Source organism: Streptomyces sp. NPDC058289 (assembly GCF_042880975.1).
Classification (GTDB): domain Bacteria; phylum Actinomycetota; class Actinomycetes; order Streptomycetales; family Streptomycetaceae; genus Streptomyces; species Streptomyces stoeckheimensis.
The window spans coordinates 59,664-83,658 of sequence record NZ_JBHVYI010000029.1 but is presented as its reverse complement, the minus strand read 5'-3'; the positions used below and the strand labels follow the sequence as shown (position 1 = coordinate 83,658).

Annotated in this window: 18 protein-coding genes and 1 pseudogene; 11 read left to right on the top strand and 8 right to left on the bottom strand. The window is 69.5% G+C overall.

The genetic code is table 11. The features are described from left to right. Positions 1-932: 932 nt before the first annotated feature. Positions 933-3,860: a glycoside hydrolase family 48 protein gene (locus ACFVX6_RS17435; protein WP_389692296.1), complete on the top strand. Its 2,928-nt coding sequence runs from the start codon at positions 933-935 to the stop codon at positions 3,858-3,860. Positions 3,861-4,006: 146 nt separating this feature from the next. Continuing rightward, entirely contained in the window at positions 4,007-5,137 is a 1,131-nt protein-coding gene (locus ACFVX6_RS17430) for a cellulose binding domain-containing protein (RefSeq protein ID WP_389692294.1), read from the top strand. 104 nt (positions 5,138-5,241) lie between these two features. On the opposite strand, the gene araA is transcribed toward ACFVX6_RS17430, so the two are convergent. Together araA and ACFVX6_RS17420 are read right to left on the bottom strand one after the other, a co-directional pair. Beyond that, on the bottom strand, positions 5,242-6,753 hold the full coding sequence (araA, locus tag ACFVX6_RS17425) for an L-arabinose isomerase (protein ID WP_389692292.1): 1,512 nt from the start codon (positions 6,751-6,753) through the stop codon (positions 5,242-5,244). A gap of 83 nt (positions 6,754-6,836) precedes the next feature. Continuing rightward, complete coding sequence (locus tag ACFVX6_RS17420; RefSeq protein ID WP_389692290.1) at positions 6,837-8,531, bottom strand: ribulokinase; 1,695 nt, start codon at positions 8,529-8,531, stop codon at positions 6,837-6,839. A gap of 512 nt (positions 8,532-9,043) precedes the next feature. Between ACFVX6_RS17420 and ACFVX6_RS17415 the strand changes: the two genes are divergently transcribed. The 5 genes from ACFVX6_RS17415 to ACFVX6_RS17395 all read left to right on the top strand — a co-directional run bounded on the left by ACFVX6_RS17415 (position 9,044) and on the right by ACFVX6_RS17395 (position 15,056). After that, positions 9,044-10,042 carry an ABC transporter substrate-binding protein gene (locus ACFVX6_RS17415; RefSeq protein WP_112447263.1) on the top strand — a complete coding sequence of 333 codons (999 nt, stop codon included), beginning with the start codon at positions 9,044-9,046 and terminating at the stop codon, positions 10,040-10,042. 93 nt (positions 10,043-10,135) lie between these two features. After that, the gene (locus ACFVX6_RS17410) at positions 10,136-11,695 is read left to right on the top strand and encodes a sugar ABC transporter ATP-binding protein (protein WP_389692288.1); all 1,560 of its coding nucleotides are present in this window, start codon (positions 10,136-10,138) and stop codon (positions 11,693-11,695) included. Then, the gene (locus tag ACFVX6_RS17405) at positions 11,692-12,792 is read left to right on the top strand and encodes an ABC transporter permease (protein ID WP_389692286.1); all 1,101 of its coding nucleotides are present in this window, start codon (positions 11,692-11,694) and stop codon (positions 12,790-12,792) included. Before ACFVX6_RS17410 ends, ACFVX6_RS17405 begins: the two co-directional genes overlap by 4 nt. Next, a complete protein-coding gene (gene yjfF / locus ACFVX6_RS17400; RefSeq protein WP_389692284.1) occupies positions 12,789-13,811 on the top strand; it encodes a galactofuranose ABC transporter, permease protein YjfF in 1,023 nt (340 codons plus the stop codon). Before ACFVX6_RS17405 ends, yjfF begins: the two co-directional genes overlap by 4 nt. A gap of 120 nt (positions 13,812-13,931) precedes the next feature. Beyond that, complete coding sequence (locus ACFVX6_RS17395) at positions 13,932-15,056, top strand: aldose epimerase family protein (protein ID WP_389692282.1); 1,125 nt, start codon at positions 13,932-13,934, stop codon at positions 15,054-15,056. A gap of 145 nt (positions 15,057-15,201) precedes the next feature. Here the strand turns inward: ACFVX6_RS17395 and ACFVX6_RS17390 are convergent, their stop codons facing one another. Continuing rightward, the gene (locus ACFVX6_RS17390) at positions 15,202-16,278 is read right to left on the bottom strand and encodes a LacI family DNA-binding transcriptional regulator (RefSeq protein WP_374777184.1); all 1,077 of its coding nucleotides are present in this window, start codon (positions 16,276-16,278) and stop codon (positions 15,202-15,204) included. Between the two features lie 319 nt (positions 16,279-16,597). Here ACFVX6_RS17390 and araD point away from each other — a divergent pair, with 319 nt between their 5' ends. Both araD and ACFVX6_RS17380 read left to right on the top strand, forming a co-directional pair. Beyond that, a complete protein-coding gene (gene araD / locus ACFVX6_RS17385) occupies positions 16,598-17,335 on the top strand; it encodes an L-ribulose-5-phosphate 4-epimerase AraD (protein ID WP_389692280.1) in 738 nt (245 codons plus the stop codon). 80 nt (positions 17,336-17,415) lie between these two features. Further along, the gene (locus tag ACFVX6_RS17380) at positions 17,416-17,571 is read left to right on the top strand and encodes a cellulose binding domain-containing protein (RefSeq protein ID WP_389692278.1); all 156 of its coding nucleotides are present in this window, start codon (positions 17,416-17,418) and stop codon (positions 17,569-17,571) included. Positions 17,572-17,663: 92 nt separating this feature from the next. On the opposite strand, the pseudogene ACFVX6_RS17375 reads toward ACFVX6_RS17380, so the two are convergent. After that, positions 17,664-18,415: pseudogene (locus tag ACFVX6_RS17375) on the bottom strand (RICIN domain-containing protein); the annotation flags it as partial. Between ACFVX6_RS17375 and ACFVX6_RS17370 the strand changes: the two are divergent. Next, positions 18,366-18,503 (top strand): hypothetical protein, encoded by a 138-nt coding sequence (locus ACFVX6_RS17370; protein WP_389692306.1) that lies wholly within the window; start codon positions 18,366-18,368, stop codon positions 18,501-18,503. The pseudogene ACFVX6_RS17375 and the gene ACFVX6_RS17370 overlap by 50 nt on opposite strands. A gap of 38 nt (positions 18,504-18,541) precedes the next feature. Here ACFVX6_RS17370 and ACFVX6_RS17365 read toward each other — a convergent pair whose 3' ends face one another. From ACFVX6_RS17365 to ACFVX6_RS17350, 4 genes are all read right to left on the bottom strand, one after another. Next, the gene (locus tag ACFVX6_RS17365) at positions 18,542-19,972 is read right to left on the bottom strand and encodes an endo-1,4-beta-xylanase (RefSeq protein ID WP_389692276.1); all 1,431 of its coding nucleotides are present in this window, start codon (positions 19,970-19,972) and stop codon (positions 18,542-18,544) included. A 394-nt stretch (positions 19,973-20,366) separates the two neighbouring features. Next, on the bottom strand, positions 20,367-21,656 hold the full coding sequence (locus tag ACFVX6_RS17360) for a glycoside hydrolase family 6 protein (RefSeq protein ID WP_389692274.1): 1,290 nt from the start codon (positions 21,654-21,656) through the stop codon (positions 20,367-20,369). Positions 21,657-21,714: 58 nt separating this feature from the next. Beyond that, entirely contained in the window at positions 21,715-22,686 is a 972-nt protein-coding gene (locus ACFVX6_RS17355; RefSeq protein WP_389692272.1) for a glycoside hydrolase family 6 protein, read from the bottom strand. Positions 22,687-22,786: 100 nt separating this feature from the next. Next, entirely contained in the window at positions 22,787-22,957 is a 171-nt protein-coding gene (locus ACFVX6_RS17350; protein WP_389692270.1) for a hypothetical protein, read from the bottom strand. On the opposite strand from ACFVX6_RS17350, the gene ACFVX6_RS17345 reads away from it, so the two are divergent. Continuing rightward, on the top strand, positions 22,956-23,987 hold the full coding sequence (locus ACFVX6_RS17345; RefSeq protein ID WP_389692268.1) for a LacI family DNA-binding transcriptional regulator: 1,032 nt from the start codon (positions 22,956-22,958) through the stop codon (positions 23,985-23,987). The genes ACFVX6_RS17350 and ACFVX6_RS17345 overlap by 2 nt on opposite strands. Positions 23,988-23,995 lie beyond the last annotated feature (8 nt).

Here is a 23,995-nt window from a genome sequence, read left to right as displayed (position 1 = left end):
GTGTTCCACTGGTTCGTGATCTGGTACTCGACCTTGCAGCCCGCGGCGGCGGCGCCGGCGGAGGTGCCGAACACGGTGGCGGTCGCGCCGGCGGCCGTGACGAGACTGAGGGCCGCCAACAGGGCGGTGCGGGGGATCGTGCGGCTCATTTCGGGGGTGCCTTTCAGTTCAGGGCGCGCAGGCGGTTGCGGAGCCCGGTGCCGAATGCGGTGGGGGTGATCGGGCTGGGCCGGAGGGGTGCTTCCAGGTGTTGCAGGTCCAGCGGGGGGACGAGGGGGTGCGGGCGTCCGGCCACACCGTGGCGCGATCGGCGATCGGCGATCGGCCGTCCATAGGCGTTCTCGCCGATCTCACCCGCGGCCGGGTGGGACCGGGCTGTGGCCGGGGGCGAGGATTGTGCCTCGACACGCCCTCCAAGCAGGCATGTTGAGGGCGTGGAGGGTCAGGCCGTGGCCGGATGGCCCGTCGGGCAGGTGGGTGAGCCGCCGGCTCAGGCCGTTGTAGGCAATGCCGCGGACCGGTGGGGATTGCGGACGCCGGTCACGTGAAGTGCGTTCACCAGGTTCTGTGTGCATGCGACCTTCTGGTCGTTGCCCGGCAGGTGACGCCGTCGCGCAAGGTCAGTGCTGCTCCGCCGAGCAGCACTGACAGACGCGGGGCCGTCACATGAGCGAGCCCTCGCAGCAAGGTCGCGCTGTGACGGCACGCCAACCGTGGAAGCGCTCCCACTTGCTTGGGCCAGACCGTAGCGCCAACTGCCGCCAAGCAAAAGAGGGGTTGAGTAAATTCCTCACGCAACTCTTTCGACTCTTCACGCGTCTTGACGGCACCTCGCCACCTCTGCACAGTGGGAGCGCTCCCATTGGTTCAGAGCTTGTGTGCAGTCGTTCTTCCCATCCCCGTCTCCCCGAGCCGCGAGGAGAACCATCCGCATGTCGGCACATCCCCCACCCAGACCACGCGTCCGACGCAGCAGGCTACTGACCGCGTCGGCCACGGCCCTCTCCCTCTCCCTCCCCCTCGGCCTCACGGCCGTCGGCGCCACCACCGCCGCGGCCGCCGCGGTGCAGTGCAGCGTCGACTACAAGACCAACGACTGGGGCTCGGGCTTCACCGCCGAGCTCACCCTCACCAACCGGTCCACCACCGCGCTCGACGGGTGGACGCTGACCTACGACCACACGGGCAACCAGCAGCTCACCAACGGCTGGAACGGCACCTGGACCCAGACCGGCAAGACCGTCCGGGTCGCGGCCCCGGACTGGAACAAGACCATCGCCGCGGGCGCGGCCGCCACGACCGGCGCCCAGTTCGGCTACAGCGGGACCAACGCCCCGCCCACCACCTTCGCCGTCAACGGCACCCCGTGCACCGGAGCCCACCAGCCCCCGGTCGCCGTCCTGACCAGCCCCACCGCGGGCGCGGTCTACACGGTGGGGACCGCTGTCCCGCTCGCCGCCACCGCCGCCGCGGCCGACGGCGCCACCGTGGGCAAGGTGGAGTTCTACAGCGACACCACGCTCCTGGGGACGGACACCACGGCGCCCTTCACCTTCACCGCCGCCGGCCTCGCAGCCGGTTCCCACTCCCTCTACGCCAAGGCCTACGACAGCCTCGGAGCCTCAGCGGAGTCGGCGCCCGTCGGCATCACCGTCGCCGCCGGCCCCGCGCTCGTAGCCACCCCCGCGCAGCTCTCCGTACGCCGCGGGGAGACGGCAACCTTCGACCTGAAGCTGTCCAAGCAGCCGGCCGCGAACGTCACGGCGGGCGTGGCCCGCACCTCGGGCAACACCGACCTCACCGCGACGCCCGCCGAGCTCACCTTCACCCCGGCGAACTGGAACACCGCCCAAAAGGTGACCGTCGCCGCCGGCACCACCGGCAGCGGCTCCGCCGTGTTCACGGTGACCGCCCCCGGCCATGCCAAAACCGAGGTGACGGTCGCCCAGTTGGCCGCCGACTCCACGTACGACGCCCGCTTCCTCGACCTCCACGGGAAGATCACCAACCCGGCCAACGGCTACTTCTCGCCCGAGGGCATCCCGTACCACTCCGTCGAGACGCTGATCGTCGAGGCCCCGGACCACGGGCACGAGACGACCTCGGAGGCCTACAGCTACCTGATCTGGCTGCAGGCGATGTACGGGAAGATCACCGGGGACTGGACCAAGTTCAACGGCGCGTGGGAGGTCATGGAGAAGTTCATGATCCCCACCCACGCCGACCAGCCGACGACCGGCTCCTACAACGCCTCCAAGCCCGCCACGTACGCCCCCGAGCACGACCTCCCCTCGCAGTACCCGGCCAAGCTCGACGGGACGGTCACCTCCGGTGTCGACCCGATCGCCGGCGAGCTGAAGAGCACGTACGGCACGGACGACATCTACGGCATGCACTGGCTCCAGGACGTCGACAACGTCTACGGCTTCGGCAACGAGCCCGGAAAGTGCTCCGCCGGACCGACCGCGACCGGACCCTCGTACATCAACACCTTCCAGCGGGGACCCGAGGAATCCGTCTGGGAGACCGTTCCGCACCCCACCTGCGACAAGTTCGCCTACGGCGGCAGGAACGGTTACCTCGACCTCTTCACCGGGGACGCCTCCTACGCCAAGCAGTGGAAGTTCACCAACGCCCCGGACGCCGACGCGCGCGCCATCCAGGCCGCCTACTGGGCGGACATCTGGGCCAAGCAGCAGGGGAAGGAGTCCCAGGTCACCGGGACCGTCTCCAAGGCGGCCAAGATGGGCGACTACCTGCGGTACTCCATGTTCGACAAGTACTTCAAGAAGGCCGGGAACTGTGTCGGCCCGACCGTCTGCCCCGCCGGCACCGGCAAGGACAGCGCGCACTACCTGATGTCCTGGTACTACGCCTGGGGCGGAGCCACCGACACCTCGGCCGCCTGGTCCTGGCGGATCGGCTCCAGCCACGCCCACGGCGGCTACCAGAACCCCCTCGCCGCCTACGCGCTCAGCGAGTACGCCCCGCTGAAGCCCAAGTCGGCGACCGGCTCGGCGGACTGGGCGACCAGCCTCGACCGGCAGCTGGAGTTCTACCGATGGCTCCAGTCCGACGAAGGCGCCATCGCGGGCGGTGCGACCAACAGCTGGCAGGGGCGCTATGCGCAGCCCCCGGCCGGGACCCCCACCTTCCACGGGCTCTTCTACGACGAGAAGCCCGTCTACCAGGACCCGGCGTCCAACCAGTGGTTCGGTTTCCAGGCCTGGTCGATGGAGCGGGTCGCCGAGCTCTACCAGCAGACGGGTGACGCCGCCGCCAAGACCGTGCTCGACAAGTGGGTCGGCTGGGCCCTGTCGAAGACCACCATCAACCCCGACGGCACCTACCGCATCCCCTCCACCCTCAAGTGGTCGGGCGCTCCCGACACCTGGAACGCGACCGCTCCCGGCGCCAACGCGGGCCTGCACGTCACCGTCGCCGACTACACCGACGACGTGGGCGTGGCCGCCGCCTACGCCAAGACCCTCACCTACTACGCCGCGAAGTCCGGCAACGCCGAGGCCAAGCGGGTCGCCAAGGCCCTGCTCGACGGCATGTGGGCCCACCACCAGGACCCGCTGGGCGTCGCCGTCCAGGAGACGCGGACCGACTACAGCCGCTTCGCCAACCCGGTGTACGTGCCCAGCGCGTGGACGGGCACGATGCCGAACGGCGACGCGGTGAACTCCTCGTCCACCTTCGCCTCGATCCGCACCTTCTACCAGGACGACCCGGCCTGGCCGAAGATCGAGGCCTACCTCGCGGGCGGCGCCGCGCCCGCCTTCACGTACCACCGGTTCTGGGCCCAGGCGGACATCGCGCTGGCCATGGGCTCGTACGCGGAGCTGCTCGAATAACAGCCCGCCCCGCCTGAAGAACAGCTCCGCGTACGACGAGGCCGGGCAGCCCGAGAGGACCTGCCCGGCCTCAACACGTCCACCCGTCACGTCTCTTCGCCTTGTGGGAGCACTCCCCCCATCACCGTCTCTCGAAGAGGATCCGCATGCGACCTTCACCGCACCATGCCCGCAGCGCGCTGGGCCTGCTGGGCGCGCTGCTCACCGTGTTCGTCTCGTTGGCCGCGCTCCTCACCGCCGCATCGGCGGCTCAGGCCGACACCACGATCTGCGAAACGTTCGGGTCGGCGGCGATCCAGGGCCGCTACATCGTCCAGAACAACCGTTGGGGCACCAACGACAGCCAGTGCATCGCCGTCACCGACTCGGGGTTCAGGATCACCCGGGCCGATGGTTCGGTTCCCACGAACGGCGCCCCGAAGTCCTACCCGTCCGTGTACAACGGCTGTCACTACACCAACTGCTCGCCCGGCACCAACCTCCCGGCCCGGCTCGGCAGCGTCTCCAGCGCTCCCACCAGTATCTCGTACAGCTATGTCACCGACGGCGCGTACGACGCCGCGTACGACATCTGGCTCGACCCCACGCCCCGCACCGACGGTGTGAGCCGCACCGAGATCATGGTGTGGTTCCACAAGGTCGGCCCGGTACAGCCCGTGGGCTCCCCGGTCGGCTCCGCCACCGTGGCAGGCCGCCAGTGGGAGGTGTGGTCGGGCAACAACGGCTCCAACGACGTGCTGTCGTTCGTCGCGCCGTCGGCGATCAGCAGTTGGAACTTCGACGTCATGGACTTCGTCCGGCAGGCCGTCTCCAGGGGACTGGCGCAGAACAGCTGGTACCTGACGAGCGTTCAGGCGGGATTCGAGCCTTGGCAGAACGGCACCGGCCTCGCCGTGACCTCGTTCTCCTCGACGGTCAACACGGGCTCCTCGGGTGACCCGGGCGGCCCCGGAGGCTCCACGGCCTGCAAGGTGGCGTACGCGCCGAACGTCTGGCAGGGCGGTTTCACCACCGACGTCACCGTCACCAACACCGGCTCCTCCCCGGTGAGCAACTGGAAGCTCGCGTTCACCCTGCCCTCAGGGCAGCAGGTCACCAACGCCTGGAACGCGAACGTTTCCCCGTCGTCGGGAGCCGTCACGGCCGGCAACGTCGGCTACAACGCGGAGATCGCCGCCGGCGGCCAGGCGTCCTTCGGATTCCAGGGAACCTTCAGTGGCAGCTTCGCCAAGCCCTCCGGTTTCAGCCTGAACGGGAGCGCCTGCACCATCGCGTGACACGCGCCCACCCCGTCCGGGGCCCGCCCGTTTCTCCATGTCCACGGGCGGGCCCCGGACACCGTGTCAGATGCGGTGCATCGCTCGCCAGGCGCGCTTGACGGTCAAAGTCCCAGTGCCAGCCGGTAGTACGCCTGGTTCCAGCGGAGATCGCGCCGGAACTGCTTCGGGGTGGTGGCCCCGTCGATGAGGGCGAGCTCCAGGCGGAGCATTTCCGCCAGGTCGTCGAGGTGGTCGGAGGTCAGGGCGGTGCTGAGGACGGTGTGGTGCGGTCCTCCGGCCGTCAGCCAGGATTCGGTCGAGGTCCGCAGGTCGGGGCGGGGCCGCCAAACCGCGCGGGCGACGGGCAGTGCGGGCAGCGGGTGAGGGGGTGCCACCACGTCGATGTCATTGGCGATCAGGCGGAAGCGGTCGCCGAGGTCGGCGAGCCCGACCACCACGGCCGGGCCGGGTGCCGCGTCGAACACCAGCCGCACCGGGTCCTCCCGCCCGCCGATGCCGAGGGGGTGGATCTCGCAGCTGGGCCTGGAGGTGGCGATGGTGGGGCAGACTTCCAGCATGTGCGCGCCGAGGATGAGCTCGTTGCCGGGTGTCAGGTCGTAGGTGTAGTCCTCCATGAAGGAAGTGCCGCCCGGGAGGCCGGCGGCAGCCACCTTGAGGGCGCGCAGCAGGACGGCGGTCTTCCAGTCGCCCTCTCCTCCGAAGCCGTACCCCTGGGCCATGAGCCGCTGGACCGCGAGGCCGGGCAGCTGGCGCAGTCCGCCCAGGTCCTCGAAGTTGGTGGTGAAGGCCCCGAAGCCGCCCGTGTGGAGGAAGGTGCGCAGGCCGGCTTCGATGCGGGCCGCGTAACGCAGCGCGTCGTGCCGTGCGCCGCCCGGTCGCAGTTCCGGCGCCAGGTCGTACAGGTCGGCGTACTCCTCGACGAGGGAAGCCACGTCGGTCTCGTCCGCGCTGTCGACGACCTTCACCAGGTCGTTGACGCCGTAGGTGTTGACGGAGACGCCCAAGCGCAGCTGGGCCTCGACCTTGTCGCCCTCGGTGACGGCCACGTCGCGCATATTGTCGCCGAAGCGGGCGACCTTGAGGGTGGCCAGTTCGGATCGTGCGGCGGCCGCCCGCGCCCAGATCGCGACGCGTGCGCTCGTCTCGGGATCGGTGACGTGGCCGGCCACCGTTTTGCGGGGTACGCCCAGACGGGTCTGGATGTGCCCGAACTCGCGGTCTCCGTGGGCGGCTTGGTTGAGGTTCATGAAGTCCATGTCGATGGTGCCCCAGGGCAGGGCCACGTTCGACTGGGTGTGGAGGTGCAGCAACGGCTTGCGCAGCGCGTCCAGTCCGGCGATCCACATCTTGGCCGGCGAGAAGGTGTGCATCCAGGCGATCAGCCCGATGCACCGGTCGTCGGCGTTCGCGTCGAGGCACACCCGGCGGATGGCGTCGGCGTCGGTCAGTACCGGCTTCCACACCACGCGCGCGGGAATGCCGGAGGCATCGGCCAGCGCGTGGGCAATCTGCAGCGACTGTTCGGCGACCTGCTTCAGCGTCTCCTCCCCGTACAGGCCTTGGCTGCCGGTGAGGAACCAGATCTCCTGGGCGGGGGATGTTGGGCTGGGCACATGGACTCCTGAAGGTGACGTCCCGCAACGGTGGTGAGGGCGGCGGGCGGGTGGAAATGCGGGAACGGACAACGGGGCGGGGGTCAGCCCGCGGTGTGGGTCGTGTCGCGGATGTGCCTGAGGCGGTGCAGCAGGCCACCCGTGGCGAAGTGGTCGTGCAGGAGCCGGTATTCGGCGAAGAGGGCGTCGTACGCCTCGGCCCGGGTGGCGTTGGGCAGGTAGACGGCCGGCAGCCGGCGGCCCATGGCGGCGGTGGCCGTCCGTACGTCGCCGTGCGCGCCGGCGGCTACGGCGGCGTGGATGGCCGACCCGAGGGCGGGGCCCTGGTCGGACGCGGCCAGGGAGACGGGGCGGCGCAGCACGTCGGAGTAGATCTGCATCAGCAGTTCGTTCTTGGCCAGTCCGCCGGCGACGATGAACTCGTGGACCGGTACGCCGCCTGCTTCCAGGGCCTCCACGATGACGCGGGTGCCGAACGCGGTGGCTTCGAGCAGTGCGCGGTAGACGTCCTCGGGGCGGGTCGCGAGGGTGAGACCCACGATGACTCCGGAGAGGTGGTGGTCGACGAGGACCGAACGGTTGCCGTTGAGCCAGTCGAGGGCGACCAGTCCGTGTCCGCCGACCGGCTGGCCGGCGGCCTTCCGGGTCAGCAGGGTGTGCAGGTCCTCGCCGCGCTCGGCGGACTCGGCGAGGTAGTCCGACGGGACGCCTTGGTCCAGCACCCAGGCGAAGATGTCGCCGACCGCACTCTGGCCGGCCTCGTAGCCGTAGGTTCCCTCGACGATCCCGCCGGCCACGACACCGCAGATGCCGGGGACGTCGGCGAGGACGGGGGCGTTCACGACGTGGCAGGTGGAGGTCCCCATGATGGCGAGCAGTTGTCCGTCCTCGACGGCCTGGGCCGCCGCCGCGGTGACATGGGCGTCGACGTTGCCCGCGGCCACGGCGATGCCGGGCCGCAGCCCTGTCCACGCTGCCGCCTCCGTACTGAGCGAGCCCACTCGTGAGCCCAGCGCGGAGAGGGGGAATTCGAGGCGGGTGCGTGCGAAGTCGGCGAACCGGGGGTTCAGCGCGGCCAGGTACTCCTCGCTCGGGTAGGCGCCGTCCTGGTGGATGCCCTTGTATCCGGCGGTGCAGGCGTTGCGGGACTCGGTTCCGGTGAGCTGCCACACGATCCAGTCGGCGGCCTCGATCCACCGCGCGCAGCTTTCGTAGACGAGCGGGTCTTCTTCCAGGACCTGGAGCGCCTTCGCGAACTGCCACTCGGCGGAGATCCGGCCGCCGTAGCGGGCGATCCACTTCTCCCCGCGGGCGTGGGCGAGTTCGTTGATGCGGTCGGCATGGGACTGGGCGGCGTGGTGCTTCCACAGCTTGGGCCACGCGTGGGGCCGTCCGGCGAGCTCGGTCTCGGCGAGGGGAGTCCCGTCGGCCAGCGTGGGCAGGACGGTACAGGCGGTGAAGTCGGTGGCGATGCCGATCACCGCGGCGGGATCGATCCCGGCCGCCGCCAGGGCCTGGGGGACGGCGCGACGCAGTACGTCCCGCCAGTCCTGGGGGTGTTGCAGGGCCCAGTCCGGAGGCAGCGGCGCACCGCCTTGCGGCAGGTATCGGTCGATGACGCCGTGCCGGTAGGGGTGGACCGCCGCGGCCAGCTCCTGACCGTCGCGAACCCGCACCACCACGGCGCGGCCCGACAGGGTGCCGAAGTCGACACCGACCGTGTACTGCTCCGATTCCTCGGAAGGAGGGGCGGGCGCGGGGAGATGCGGTGACGTCAACAGAGTGCCTTTCGAAGGAGCCGTGGGCGGCACGCGGCGCGGCCCGGCAGCCGGAGATGCCGTCCCGACCATCCTGGCGGTCGGCGGAGGATCCGATGAGCTTGCAGTGTGAGCGCTAACAATGTCGATAGGCAAGGGGTCTGCGTGGATCATGCGGGAGGCCCTCATGGTGCGGCGGCCTTCGTATACGGGGCCTCGGCTCGATATGCCTTTGGTTCGAGGCGGGTTGAGGTCTCCGATTCGGGTAGGCGGGGTCGATGGTCGCGCGAACGGATGGAATCCGCGTTGTTGTCGCACGCGACGCGGTAACGGACAGGTAACGCGCGCAAAGGGGTTGAGAACCCGGCTTGTTAGCGCTCACAATGCGACGGCGCCCCCTCAAGGGCATCCCGCTCCTGTCGCACAGCCACCGCCACCGCCACCGCCCCGGCCCCGCCACGCACATGAACACGGGTGCAGCCCGGCACCGGCCGTGCGGAGCCTCATCCGTAGCCCCCGAAAGGACACCCGTCATGGCTCGCAGAGCAGCCCTCGTCCTCACCGTCGCCCTTCTCGCCTCCTCGGCGCTGACCGCCTGCTCGACCGAGGGTCCCGCCTCCGCCCCGGCCTCCGGGGCCAAGACGGGCTCCGGCGGCACGATCACCATGGGCTTCGCCCAGGTCGGCGCCGAGAGCGGTTGGCGTACCGCCAACACCAAGTCCGTCCAGGAGGCGGCGAAGAAGGCCGGGATCGAACTCAAGTTCTCCGACGCGCAGCAGAAGCAGGAGAACCAGATCAAGGCGATCCGCACCTTCATCCAGCAGAAGGTCGATGTGATCGCCTTCTCGCCGGTCGTGGAGTCCGGCTGGGACACGGTGCTCAAGGAGGCCAAGGACGCGGGCATCCCGGTCATCCTCACCGACCGGGCCGTGGACACCAAGGACACCTCCCTCTACAAGACCTTCCTGGGCTCGGACTTCGTCAAGGAGGGCAAGTCCGCGGGCGAGTGGCTGACCGGCGCGTACGCGAACGAACAGGGCCCGGTCAACATCGTCGAGCTCCAGGGCACCACGGGCTCAGCACCCGCCAACGACCGCAAGGCCGGCTTCGCCGATGCCATCCGTGCCGACGGCAAGTTCAAGATCGTCGCCTCACAGACGGGCGACTTCACCCGCGCCAAGGGCAAGGAGGTCATGCAGGCGTTCCTGAAGTCCCAGAAGGACATCGACGTCCTCTACGCCCACAACGACGACATGGCCCTCGGCGCCATCCAGGCCATCGAGGAGTCCGGCAAGAAGCCCGGTACGGACATCAAGGTGATCTCGGTGGACGGAATCAAGGATGCCTTCGTCGCCATGACCGAGGGCAAGATCAACGTCGTGGTGGAGTGCAACCCGATGCTCGGCGACCAGCTGATGGAGCTGGCCAAGAAGGTCGTGGCGGGGGAGAGCGTGCCGACCCGGGTCGAGACCCAGGAGGGCGTCTTCCCGCAGGACAAGGCCGCGGCCGCCCTGCCGTCCCGGAACTACTGACGCGGCAGGTTTGGTGCCGGAGGAGGCCCGGCTCCGGTGCCTCCTTCACCCTCCGGAGCCCGCTCCACCACCCCACACATGAGAGGAGGGCGGATGACGCATCCGTCCACCCCGCCGGCCACGGGCGCCGGCGGCCCGCGGCCGGTCCTGGAAGCCCACGACATCCGCAAGCGGTTCCCGGGCGTGCTCGCCCTCGACGGAGTCGCCCTGCGGCTCTTCCCCGGTGAGGTGCACGCCCTGATGGGCGAGAACGGCGCCGGGAAGTCCACCTTGATCAAGGTGCTCACCGGTGTCCACCCCGCCGACGGCGGTGCCATCCTCGTGGACGGCCGGCCCCACGCGTTCACGGACCCCCTCCAGGCGCAGCAGGCCGGAATCAGCACCGTCTACCAGGAGGTGAACCTCTGCCCGAACATCTCGGTCGCCGAGAACATCCTCATCGGGCGCGAACCGCGCCGGTTCGGTCTCATCCACTGGTCCGCGATGCGGCAGCGGGCGGCAGAGCTGCTGACGGAACTCGACCTCGATCTGGACGTCACCAGTCTGCTCGATTCGCACTCCCTGGCGGTGCAGCAACTGGTCGCCATCGTCCGGGCGGTGGACGTCTCGGCGAAGGTGCTCGTACTGGACGAACCCACCTCCAGCCTGGATCGCGAGGAGGTCGCCCAGCTCTTCACCCTGGTGCGGCGCCTGCGGGACCGCGGTGTGGCCATCCTGTTCGTCACGCACTTCCTCGACCAGGTATTCGACCTCTGCGACCGCGTCACCATCCTGCGCAACGGCCGGCTGGAAGGCGAGTACCCGATCGGGGAACTCACGCCGGTGACGCTGGTACAGCGCATGATCGGCGGAGAACTGGCCACCCTCGACCAGCTGTCCGGCCGTGCCCACGAGGAAGCGGCCGAACGGGCGGCCGGCGAGCCGTTCCTCCAGGCCCGACAGCTGACCCGTACGGGCTCGATCGAACCGTACGACCTTGACATCCATCCCGGCGAGGTCATCGGACTGGCCGGCCTCCTGGGCTCGGGCCGCACCGAGGTGGCGCGCCTCCTGTTCGGCGCGGACAGCGCGGACGCCGGAGAAGTGAGCATCGAGGGCGAGGAGGTGGTCCTGCGCAGCCCCCGCCACGCCATCGCCCGGGGCATCGCGTTCTGTTCCGAGAACCGCAAGTCCGAGGGACTGGTGGGCGAGCTCACGGTCCGCGAGAACATCGTCCTCGCCCTGCAGGCCGCCCGCGGCTGGACCAGGCCGCTGGCCCGTGCGAAGCAGGACGAACTGGCGCGGCACTGGACAGAGGCCCTGGACATCCGCCCCGCCGACCCCGAAGCGCAGGTGCGCCACCTCAGCGGAGGCAACCAGCAGAAGGTCCTCCTCGCCCGCTGGCTGCTGACCGCACCCCGGCTCCTGATCCTCGACGAACCGACCCGGGGCATCGACATCGGGGCCAAGGCGGAGATCCAGAAACTCGTGGCCCGCCTGGCGGGCGAAGGTACCGCCGTGTTGTTCATCTCGGCGGAACTCGAAGAGGTCCTGCGCCTGAGCCACCGCATCGCCGTGCTCCGCGACCACCGCATGGTGGCCACCCTCGCGAACGACGACACCGTCACGCCCGAACGCCTCCTCACCACCATCGCCACCGGAACGGACTCATGACCACCCAGCCCGCCAAGTCCGAGGCGGCCGCCGCGATCGGGAGACGGCTGGCCGGCCACCGCCTGCTGTGGCCCGCGCTCATCCTGCTCGCCCTGCTCCTCGGCAACCTCGCGTTCCACCACGACTTCTTGTCCGTACGCGTACGCGACGGCCATCTCTACGGCAGCCTCATCGACATCCTCCAGTTCGGTGCGCCACTCATCCTGGTGGCGCTCGGCATGACCCTGGTCATCGCCACCCGCGGGATCGACCTCTCGGTGGGTTCCACCGTCGCCATCGCCGGCGCCCTCGCCTGCGGGCACATCTCCACCGCCGCGCATCCCGGCAGCGTCGCCACTCTGCTCACGGCCGTCGCCCTCGCGCTCGGCGTCGCCCTCGTGCTGGGCCTGGCCAACGGCTTCCTGGTGTCCGGGCTGGGGGTGCAGCCCATCGTGGCCACCTTGATCCTCATGGTCGCGGGCCGCGGCGTCGCCCAGCTGATCACGGACGGCCAGATCGTCACGGTGACCAGCGCCCCCTACAAAATGATCGGCGGGGGCTACTGGCTGACCTTCCCGTTCGCCGTCCTCCTGGCGGCCGCCCTCGTCGCGCTCACCGCCCTCGTCACCCGCCGCAGCGCACTCGGCATGCTGATCGAGTCCGTCGGCGGCAACCCCGCAGCCAGCCGCCTGGTCGGCATCCGCGCCGGCGGCCTACTCGCCCTGGTCTACGTCTTCAGCGCCCTGTGTGCCGCCGTCGCCGGACTGATGATCAGCTCCAACGTCTCCAGCGCCGACGGCAACAACGCCGGCCTGTGGATCGAGCTCGACGCGATCCTCGCCGTCGTCGTCGGCGGCACCGCACTGACCGGAGGACGCTTCTCCCTCGGCGGCACCGTCCTGGGCGCCCTGATCATCCAGACCCTGTCGACCACCGTCTACACCCTCGGCGTCCCACCCGAGACCACCCTCGTCTTCAAGGCCTTCGTCGTCATCGTCGTCTGCCTCGTGCAGGCCCCGGTCTTCCGGGCCAAGGTCCTGCGCCGCCGCAGGACGACCACTCCCCGATCCCACACCACGGCGGGCGCCGGCCCGCTGCAGCAGGAGGTACGCGCATGAGTACCGGCATCGCGAGCGCCGCCGCGCACCTCACCCGCCCCTTCGCGACCGTGTCCCCGCGCACCCGCACCCGTATCCCACTGATCGTCACGGCCGTCCTGCTGGCCGTCATGTTCAGCGTCGGATCGGTGCGCTACGAGGGCTTCCTCTCGGCGCAAGTCGTACTGAACCTGCTGATCGACAACGGATTCCTCCTGGTCGTCGCGGTCGGGGCGACCTTCGTCATCCTCACCGGCGGCATCGATCTGTCCGTCGGCTCCATGGTGGCCCTGTCGACCATGCTCACCGCCTGGCTGGTCGAGTCGCACGGCTGGCCCCTGGCCACCGTCATCCCCCTGGTCCTGCTCGTCGGCGCCGGGAGCGGGACGCTCATGGGCTGGATCATCCACACCTTCGAGATCCAGCCGTTCATCGTCACCCTGGCCGGCATGTTCCTCGCCCGCGGGCTCTGCTACACGATCAGCACCGAATCCATCACGATCAGCGACCCGACGACGGCGGGAATCGCGCAGACCCGGCTGTACGGCCCGGGAGGACTGTTCGTCTCGATCCCGGTGGTCATCGCCCTGGCCGTGCTGGTGATCGCCTTCATCGTCCTGCACCACACGCGCTTCGGCCGCAACGTGTACGCGCTGGGCGGCAACGAGTCCTCCGCTCGGCTGATGGGTCTTCCGACGGGCTCCACCAAGATCGCCGCATACGCCGTCAGCGGCCTGTGCTCCGCACTCGGCGGCCTGCTGCTGACCTTCTACATGCTCTCCGGCTACGCCCTCCACGCCATGGGCATGGAACTCGACGCGATCGCAGCCACCGTGATCGGCGGCACGCTGCTGACCGGAGGCTCCGGCTTCGTCCTGGGCACCGCCCTCGGCGTGCTCGTCCTCGGCACGATCCAGACGGTGGTCAACTTCCAGGGCACGCTCAGCTCCTGGTGGACCCGGATCGTCATCGGTGCCCTGCTGCTCGTGTTCATCGTGCTGCAACGCCTGATGAGCGGCCGCCGCCCCGCCGCCGACTGACTCCGCCGCCGACTGACTCCGGCTCCGCAGCCCACCCGCCCGTGCCACCGCGTTCGCGTGCCGCGATCACAGCTCGGTCCCGGCGCGCATCCGGTGGACCGACTTCCAGGGAATGCCGTCATGGAACACGCATACGAATCTGTCGACCAGGCCGCCGAGCCCAGGCAGACGGCCGCCTGTCCGCGGACGGCCCGCCCCCTGCGTCTGGACGATGGCGGAACGGGGGAGAGGTGGCGGTTCGGCTTCCCCGGCAGGGCCCGTGCCGAGGTCCACACGCGCGGCGCCCGGCTCCGTTCACTGATCCTGCCGGACCGCTGGGGCCACACCGCTGACGTGGTACTCGCGCCCCGCGACCCCGCCGCCTGCGAGGGGTCCGCACGCTACTTCGGTGCGACGGTGGGCCGTTACGCCAACCGCATCGCACGCGGTGGGCTCGTAGTCGACGGCGTCACCCACCGGCTCGCCACCCAGGAGACCGGGCACACATTGCACGGTGGTCCCGACGGGTTCGACCAGCGCCTGTGGCGTTGCGAACCCTTCCACTCGGCGCACCGCACCGGTGTCCGGCTGTTCCTGCACAGCCCCGACGGCGACCACGGATTCCCCGGTGCCCTGAACGTGCGCCTCACCTACACGCTGGACCGCGACGACAACCTGACGATGTCGTACCAGGCGGTCGCCGACGCCCCGACGATCGTCAACCTCACCAACCACGCCTACTGGAACCTCGAAGGGGAGGGGCGCGGCAACGTCCTGGCCCACCACCTCCAGGTCGCGGCCCCCCTCTACACCCCCGTCGACGCCGAGTTGATCCCCGACGGCTCCCACCGCCCGGTCAGCAACACCCCGTTCGACCTCCGCCGGCCCCGGCGGCTCTCCGACGCCTTGACCCATACGGATGCGCAACTGGCCCTCGCAGGCGGAGGCTTCGATCACAACTGGGTCCTCGGCGACGCCCGGCGAGACAGTCCTCGTAAGGCCGCTGTGCTGTACGCCCCCGCATCCGGCCGCCGCATGGAGGTGCGCACCACGGAACCGGGCATCCAGGTCTACACCGCGCAAGGCCTGACCGGTGACATCACGGGCAAGGCAGGCAGGCCGTACCACGCCTACGCGGGGATCGCGCTGGAGACCCAGCACTTCCCGGACTCCCCGAACCGCCCCGACTACCCGACGGTCGTCCTGCGCCCGGGCGAGCTGTACCGGTCGACCACGATCCACAGTTTCACCACGGTCGCCGCCTGAGAGGGGCGGCGGCGACCGTAGTCGCTGTCCGGTGCCGGGGGGCACCGGACAGCGGCTTTGGTGCCTGCGCCCGGTTTCCCGCGGACGAAGGTGCCCCCGGGGCCCGGCCTCCTGCGGGAGGGGTCAACCGCCGGGCACGTGGGGGTCATTCGCCGGGGGGAGCGATCCTGCGGGCCGTGCTGGCGCGCACGATGAGCTCGGGCGCCACCACCAGGTGGGTCGACTCGTCGGTCCTGCCCTCGATGTGGTCCAGGAGCAGCCCGATGCTGTCGCGGCCGAGCGAGGCGAAGTCCTGGCGGATCGTCGTCAGCGGGGGCGGGAAGAACTCCGCCTCGGGGATGTCGTCGAAGCCGGCGACCGCCACGTCCTCGGGCGTCCGCAGGCCCGCTTCCCGCAGGGCCCGTAGGACACCGAGGGCCATCTGGTCGTTGGCGACGAACACCGCGGTGAGGCCGGCTCCCTGCCCTCGTGATGCCAGGACCCGCCCCGCCAGCTGCTGGCCGGCCTGGTATCCCGACAGTGGACTCCAGTCGCCGCGCAGCACGGGCGGTACCTCGGCGCCGGCATCGCGCAGCGCGTCCTCCCACCCCTGTGTGCGGGCCTCGCTCTCGAGCCAGTCGGGGGGGCCTGCCACGTGCCACACCGTGGCGTGGCCCGACGCGAGAAGGTGCTCCGTGATCATGCGGGCGCCGAGGTTCTGGTCCAGCGACACCCCCGGCAGGTCGAGGGTGTGGCCGCCTTCCACGGTGACCACGGGGCACGGTGCTTCCAGTGCCGCCAGGGCGCGCACCGCGGCGCGTTGCGGAGTGACGGCGACGATGCCCTCCACGCCCCATCCGGCGAGGTGCTGCATGGCTTCGGCGAGAGCCGTCTGCGTGGCGGTCCGAAGCGTGACGGCGGACGTCAGGTAGCCGCGGTCCCGAGCGGCCTCCTGCACTCCCGCCACGGTGCTGGCGGGGCCGTGCAGAGTGGTGTTCACCGCGATGACGCCCAGCGTGTGGGTCCGGCGGGTGGCCAGAGCCCTGGCCGCCGAATTGCGGCGGTACCCCAGCTGCTCGATGACCTGAGTCACCGCGGCCCGGGTCTTGGCGCTGACGTTCGGGTGGTCGCTGAGCACCCGCGAAACGGTCTGATGGGACACGCCGGCGACGCGCGCGACGTCCGTCATCGTGGGCGCTCGCGAGACGTCTGGGAGCTGGGTCAACTCTCTTCCTTTCCTCATCGAGCGGCCTTCCCTCAAGGTACCGAACCAGCCGCGGCCCGCACACATCTCGGACCGACCGGAGGATTGTCGACCAGGTGTAGATGTTCGCGTTCACATTATGCAGCGTTGATCGCATGCTGTGGGCAGGAATCTCCTCGTACCTCTTGAGATTGCAGCTTGTTAGCGCTCACAATCTGATCGGGGCGGCCGAAGTGGGCCAGCCGCGATGTGCTGCGGCCCCGATCAGTCCAGTCCACTCATGCGCGACCGCGGGGGCCTGCCGGGCAGCAGTCCCGGAGAAACCCGCCGCGCATGCCGGAGAGATGGTGAGAGCGTAGTGAGCGAGACCTTCCTGGGGGACCTCCGTCGTGAGGTCCTCGCGGCCAACCTGCGCATCCCGGAGGCCGGTCTGGCCACCCTCACCTGGGGAAACGTCAGCGGAGTGGACCGAGATGCAGGCGTCTTCGTCATCAAGCCGTCCGGCGTCTCCTACGCCGACCTCACCGAGGAGGACCTGGTGGTGGTGGCGCTGGAGGACGGGCGGGTCGTCGGGGGACGCCTCAGGCCGTCCACCGACACCGAAACCCATCGGTGCCTCTACCGGGCCTTCCCCTCCATCGGCGGCGTCACCCACACGCACTCGACGCACGCCGTCGCGTTCGCTCAGGCGCGCCGCCCGATCCCCGTACTCGGCACGACGCACGCCGACACCTTCAACGGGCCCGTTCCCGTGACGGAGGACCTCACCGCCGAGCAGTGCGCGCGGGACTACGAGTACAACACCGGACAGGTGATCGTCGCCCGGCTCGACGGGGACCCCCGGCTGGCCGACGAGGTTCCCGGAGCACTCGTTTCACGACACGGACCCTTCACCTGGGGTGCCACCGCGAAGGCGGCGCTGGAGAACGCCGTCGTCTGCGAGGCCGTGGCGGAGATGGCGCTGCACACGCTGGCGCTGGGGTCCCGCCTCGGGGAAGCCTCCGAACCGCCGAAGCATCTGCTGGAGCGGCACTTCACCCGTAAGCACGGACCGGACGCCTACTACGGCAACGTCCCGCACACCCCGAGCGTCTGAAGCCGTGCACCGTCTCGCCGTCACCCGCTGCAGCGGCGCGGGACGGATCACTTGCGTCGACCCCGTGCCGGGGCGCGACCTTGCCCGGGAGCCGGCCGCCCGGCCGCCGCCGTGACGCAGGGTGGAACGGCATGCTGGAGCCCGGCGGCAGCGTGGGCTTCGGCTTCCAGGCGACGTATTCGGGTACCAACGCGATCCCGGCGCGCTACATGCTCAACGGTGCACTCTGCTCCTGAACGCTCATCACACATGACGGAGTGGAGCCAGGATGCTCCTGGCTCCACTCCATGGTGCGGGCGTGTCAGTGGAACTGCGCGAAGAACCTCCAGAGGGACCGGCCTTGCGCGGTGTTGAGGACGGAGTCGCCCACGCCGTGGATTCCGAAGTAGGCGATGGGCTGGGCGCCGCCGCTGCACCCGCTGATCTCGCCGCCGGAGATGACCGCGACAGCCCTGAAGACGTTCGCCCGGGTACATGCGAGTGCGTAGCTCATACCGCCGCCCCAGCTGAAACCGGTGGCGACACGCTGCGCCGTGTTGACGCAGAGGCCACCCTCGATCCGCCGGATCATGTCGTCGACGAAGGTGACGTCCTCACCACCCGAATTGGCCCAGCCGTTGCCGAGGCCCTGGGGGGCGACGAGGATCGCGCTGTTGTTGGATTGTTCCTGTTGGCCGTAATAGGACCAGGCGTTCCCGCTCGTTCCGCCCGAGGCGACGTCGCCGGCGGTTCCGCCCCGCCAGTGGAACGCGAAGATCAGCCGGTAGGGCTGGCTGTTGGAATAGTTGTCGGGAACCCTGAGGATGAAGCTGCGGCTCTTGCCGCTGCTCTGGATCGTGTGCGCACCGCTCGCCAGAGTCGGGGCGCTGCCGCATCCGCCGCCACCGGACGACAGCTTGACCACCTGCATTGCTGGTTGGCGCCGCCCCAGTCGGTGTACTGGACGACGTTGCCGCCGTCGGTGGTGGAGCCGCCCTGCATCTCGACGGCCTTGCCGCTGTTGCGGTTGACCAGGACGTACCAGGCATTGGTGTCCACCGTCGCCGCCTCGGCGGGCGCCGGCTTCACCGCGAAGAGCATGCCGATCGCGAGCGTCGCCGCCACCACGGCGGCCAACCGGGACCACCAGCGATGCCTGTGTGGAGCGGCGGGGGAAGCCGCACCGTAGGTCTTCATCGGGTCACCCCCTTTCGCTGTGGCAGGCCATCAGGTGCGGGTCCAGCGCTGGTTGCTGGCGCCCGAGCAGGAATAGAGCTGGATCAGAGTGCCGTTGGCGGTGCCGTTGCCGACGGCGTCCAGGCAGAGGCCGGACTGGACTCCGACGATGGATCCGTCGGAGTTGAGGCGCCACTTCTGGTTGTCGCCGCCCCAGCAGCTGTAGATCTGGACCTTGGCGCCGTTGCCGGTGCCGGCGGCGTCCAGGCACTTGTCGCCGTAGACCCTGAGCTCGCCTCCGGCGGTGTACGACCACTGCTGGTTGGTGCGGTTGTTGCAGTCCCACAGGTTGAGCTGGGTGCCGTCGGTGGTGCTGGCACCGGGCACGTCCAGACAGCGGCCCGAACCGACGCCCTTGACCTGTCCGGAACCGGGTGTCGGGGTGGAGGAGCCGGCGTTGAGTGCGTTGAGCACGGAGGTGTAGGCGGACTTCTTGTTGCCGTTGCCGTCGAACAGCAGCGGCGATTGCTCCGACCGCCAGGAGTCGGTGTCGCGCACACCCCAGACAGTGATGCCGAGGCAGCGCGGGACGGCCAGGCAGTCGTTGGTCACGTTGGCGTAGGTCGTGGCCGAGGCGCCCTGGATGTCGAGTTCGGTGACGGCCACGTCGACGCCGAGGGCGGCGAAGCTCTGCAGGGTGGTGCGGAAGTTGCTGTTGTAGGGGCTGTCGTTGTTGAAATGGGACTGGAATCCGACGCAGTCGATCGGCACGCCGCGCTGCTTGAAGTCCCGGACCATGGCGTACATGGCCTGGGTCTTGGCCCAGGTCCAGTTCTCGACGTTGTAGTCGTTGTAGCAGAGCTTGGCGGCCGGGTCGGCGGCGCGCGCGGTGCGGAAGGCGACCTCGATCCAGTCGTTGCCGGTGCGCTGCAGGTTGGAGTTGCGCCGGGCTCCCGAAGTGCCGTCCTCGAAGGCCTCGTTCACGACGTCCCACTGGACGATCTTGCCCTTGTAGTGGGCCATCACGCCGTTGATGTGGTTGGTCATCGCCTCGCGCAGCGTGCTGCCGCCGAGGTTCTGCATCCAGCCGGGCTGCTGGGAGTGCCAGGCCAGGGTGTGGCCGCGTACCTGCTTGCCGTTCTGCACCGCCCAGTTGTAGACGCGGTCACCGGCGGCGAAGTTGAACTGGCCCTGCTGGGGTTCGGTGGCGTCGATCTTCATCTCGTTCTCGGGCGTGACCGAGTTGAACTCGCGGCCGGCGATCGCCGTGTACGCCCCGTCGCCCAGCCTGCCCGAGGCGATGGCGGTGCCGAAGTAACGGCCGCTCTGCGCCGCCGCGCCACCGAGCGTGCTCTCGGCTGCGTGTGCGGTCAGTGGAGCCACCAGCGCGGCGGCCGAACCGAGGATGCCGAGGACCAGGGCCGTACGAAGGGCGCCGATCTTCCGGCGGACGGTGGGCGGGGGAATGGCATTCGAGCCCATGGAAGAGCCTCCAGGAGGGAAATCACGGAAGGATTGGAGCGCGGCATAGCGAATCCGCGTGAACGACGCCCGCGTCCATTGACGAAGGACGCTCACCTCAGGGCGCAAAGATCCGAGGCCGGCATCCGGCACCCGGAAAAAGGCGGGGGACACCACCTCGCGCCTCAGTCTGGAAACACCGCAGAAACATGTCAAGAGTTTCGAAAGGGTTTCGATAATCCCGTCCCCTCCGAATAGCCCAATAGCCGCTTTTCATAGAGCGATCCTCATCGAAAATATTTCGATGAGGATCGCTCTACTGGGCTGCTGCTGAAAGCTCAGGCGAAATCAGAACGGCGGCCCCTGAGGAGAGATCCCGCCATGAACGGGTATTTCCTTCGGTTCGCGTCTCTGGTCAGCGCAGGGCCGTGTTGAACTCCAGTGCGGGGTCGGCGTCGCGGACGAGGGACTTGGCCTGCAACGGCCACCACACACCGGCCGCGGGATCGACGATGCCGTACTCCGGGTCGATGGTGCCGCCCGGAATGCTGCGGTTGCACTGGCCGTCCGACTGGCCGACGGTCTTGATCCACAGGTAGGCGTCCACGAGCGGGACGCTGGTGTTCGCGGTCGGCCGGGCGCCGATGCCGCGACCGGGAGCATTGCACCAGGTCTGAGGGTCGCCGCTGTACTTGCCTGGGGGCGGGGTCCAGGCGCCCCGGCCGTTGCGGCTGGTGTCGACGACGAGGTGGGTGAGCTCCTGCGCGGATGGGGTACCGACGTTCTGCTGGAACCACCGGTCGGTCCAGTGCCAGGTGGACGGGTCGTCCACGTTCACGGAGTTTCCCGGCTGCCCGTCGTTCGGCGCCGAAGGGGAGTAGTACTGGCTCGCGCACCAGTCGGGGTGTCCCTTGGCCCAGTCCGGGCCCTTGGTGGCGAACCACAGGCACTGGGAGACCCAGGTGCCGTAGTGGGTGGAGAGATCGGTGGCCAGATGGTTGGAGACGTTCAGCGAGAAGCCCTGAGTGCGGGTGACACCGGCCTGGAGGAGGCGTTGCGCGATGTCGCCGACGCTGCGCCAATGGCTGTTGCCGGCGTCCAGGTAGACGACGCTGTTCGGCTGCCGCTCCAGGGCGTCGATCGCGTGCTTGAGGTCGGCGAAGCGTCCTGTGGTGATCGCGCCGGTGGGGTCGCTGTCGGGACCGCAGTCGGAGGGGAGGTTGGCCAGCCCGTCCGGTTCGAGGATGACGACGGCCTTGCTGCGGCCGAGCCCCCGGGCGAAGGCGCTGATCCAGGCCTGGTACTCGGCGTCCGACTGCGCACCGCCGGAGGAGTATTGGGAGCAATCGCGCAGCGGGATGTTGTAGGCCACCAGGACGGGAACCGTTCGGGTTCGCTCGGCACGGCGCACCAGGTCGCGCACGCGGGATTCGACCTGCTCCGGTGTGCCGTCGGTGAACCAGGCGGCTTCCGGCCAACTGGCCAGCTTCGCCATGGACTTTGCGCCCTCGAAGTCCCGGTGGAGGAAGTCGGTGACGGCCTGGTGGGCCGCGTCGCTGTCGGGATCGACGTAGAAGCGGGTGTTCGTCGGAAGTGTGTGGGAGGCCGGCGCGGAGCTCGCCTCGGCAGAGGACGGGGCGAGGGCGCCGAGGAGCAGCGTGAGTGCGCTCGCTGTCAGGACTAATCGGTGCAGGGGGATGCGCACGGGGGTTCCTTCGGTTGGGGGTTGGCCTTCGGTGAGGGGAGGGGGAAGGGGGATCGGTTCAGTAGCCGTAGATCATCTTGTAGGCGACCTCCGGCAGGAACTGTCCGGCCGAGGAGCCGGCCCCGACGCCGCAATTGCCGTCGGACTCGCCGGGGATCTTGATCCACAGCAGCATCTCGGCACCGCCGCCGCGCTGGGTGGGAGTACCGATCCGGCGGCCGGCGGGGTTGCACCACTGGCCGTTGGAACCGTTGCCGTTGCGGCTGGTGTCGACGACGAACGGCTTGGTGAAGCCGTAGGAGCCCAGAGCGGAGTTGACGGCGTTGCCGTAGGAGGTGTTCTGGTCGGTGGTGAAGTAGTTGGAGACGTTCAGCACGAAGCCGCGTGCCCCGCCGACACCGGCGGCGACGAGCTGCTGCGCCATGGTCGAGGCGCCGATCCAGCCGGGATTGCCGGCGTCGAGGTAGACCCAGGTGTTGGGTGCCTTGGCTTTGAACTGGGCGATCGCGTTCTTCAGCATGGCGTTGCGCTCGGCGATCTGATTGGCCGTCATGCAGCTCTCGTGGCCGAGCGCGTCGGGTTCGAGGACGACGACGGCCGGGCGGTTGCCGATGCCACTCGCGAAGGCGGCGATCCAGGTGTCGTACGCGGCCCGGCTCCCGGCGCCGCCGCCGGAGTGACCGGCGCAGATGTCCCGGTCGGGGATGTTGTACGCGACCAGGATCGGCAACTTGTCGTAGGAGTCCGCGCGGCCGGCGTAGGCGCCGGTGGCCGCGCCGATGTCGCCGCTCCAGTTGCCGAACCAGCGGGCTGCCGGGGTGTTGGCGATGGACGTACGGATCGCCGCCGCCCGCCCGTCGCCGGGGTTCGCGTTGCTCCACCGCAGGGCGGAGTTGTCGGGGTCGGCGTAGAAGCCGCTGGTCATGGTGGTCGGGTCGGCGGCGTACGCCGGGCCGGCGTTGATCAGGGCGAGACCGGCGGTGAGGGCACCGGCCAGCAGGGCGGATGCAGCTCGGACGGACTTGCGCATGGTTCTTCCTCCGGTGGGGGTGGGGAAGTGGAAGCGCTTCCAGTTTTGGTACGGGGTCGGATCGCGCTGAGGGGATGATTGGGGCCGTCGCCAAGGTGTGTCAAGTGGTTGAACACGGAAGTTCCGCCGTGGCCGGTATGGCGCCATTGGTTGGAAGCGCTACCAGATCGAGACCAAAGGCGACATCCGCGTGCAGGTCCGAAGCCGGGCGGTGCGTGGAATCATGGCCGCTGTTCGCCAGCCGCGTGAGCCCGAGGAGCAGTTCGTCCATGGAGCCGTCACCCAAGCGCATGCCGACTCTCGACGAGGTGGCCGCACGAGCCGGTGTGTCGCGCACGGCGGCCTCCCGAGTGATCAACAACGCCCCGCACGTCAGCCGCGCCAAGCGGGAGGCGGTCCAACGGGCGGTGCGCGAGCTGGATTTCGTGCCCAATCCGTCCGCGCAGGCCCTGGCGAGCCGCAGGGTCGGAGCGGTGGTGCTGGCCGTATCCAGCGACGAGCCGGGGCTGTTCGCGGACCCGTTCTTCGCGGAGGTCGTCGTCGGCGTCAGCGCGGCGCTGGAGCAGACCGAACTGGAACTGATCCTGCTGCTGGCCAACACCCCGCGCGGCCGGGAGAGGTTCGAGCGGTTGCTGCGCTCCCGCCGGGCCGACGGCGTCATGCTGATGGCGCTGCGGGGCGACGATCCGCTGGGACGCCTGGGCGAGGAGGTCGATATGCCCGTCGTCTTCGGCGGGCTCCCGCTCGTCGGGGAACCCACGTGGTACGTGGACGCAGACAACCGGGGCGGTGCCCGCCTGGCTGCCGAGCACTTCGCGCGCACGGGCCGCCGACGGCCCGTCATGATCACCGGACAGGTGGATGCCAGGGCCGCAGTCGCCCGGGAACAGGGGTTCACCGACGGTCTGACGTTGTCCGGCCTGCCGCTGCTCGGAGTTGAGCCCGGGCAGTTCACCGAGGAGGGCGGCGCTGAGGCGATGGAGCGGCTGCTCCGGGCGCACCCCGATTCCGACGCGGTGTTCGCGGCCTCCGACGCGATGGCCATCGGCGCTCTGCGCACCTTGCGGGAACGGGGGCTCCGGGTGCCCGAGGACGTCGCCGTGATCGGCTTCAACGACCTGGCGAGCGCCCGGCACACCAGCCCGCCGCTGACCACGGTCCATCAGCCGGTACGGGCGCTGGGGCAGGAGATGGCCAGGATGCTGGTCGGTGCCATCGAAGGACACCGCCCCAGCCCGTTGATCCTCCCGACCCGCCTGACCGTGCGCGAGTCCGCCCCCGATCTGCCCGCGTCCGCCTGACCGGTGGG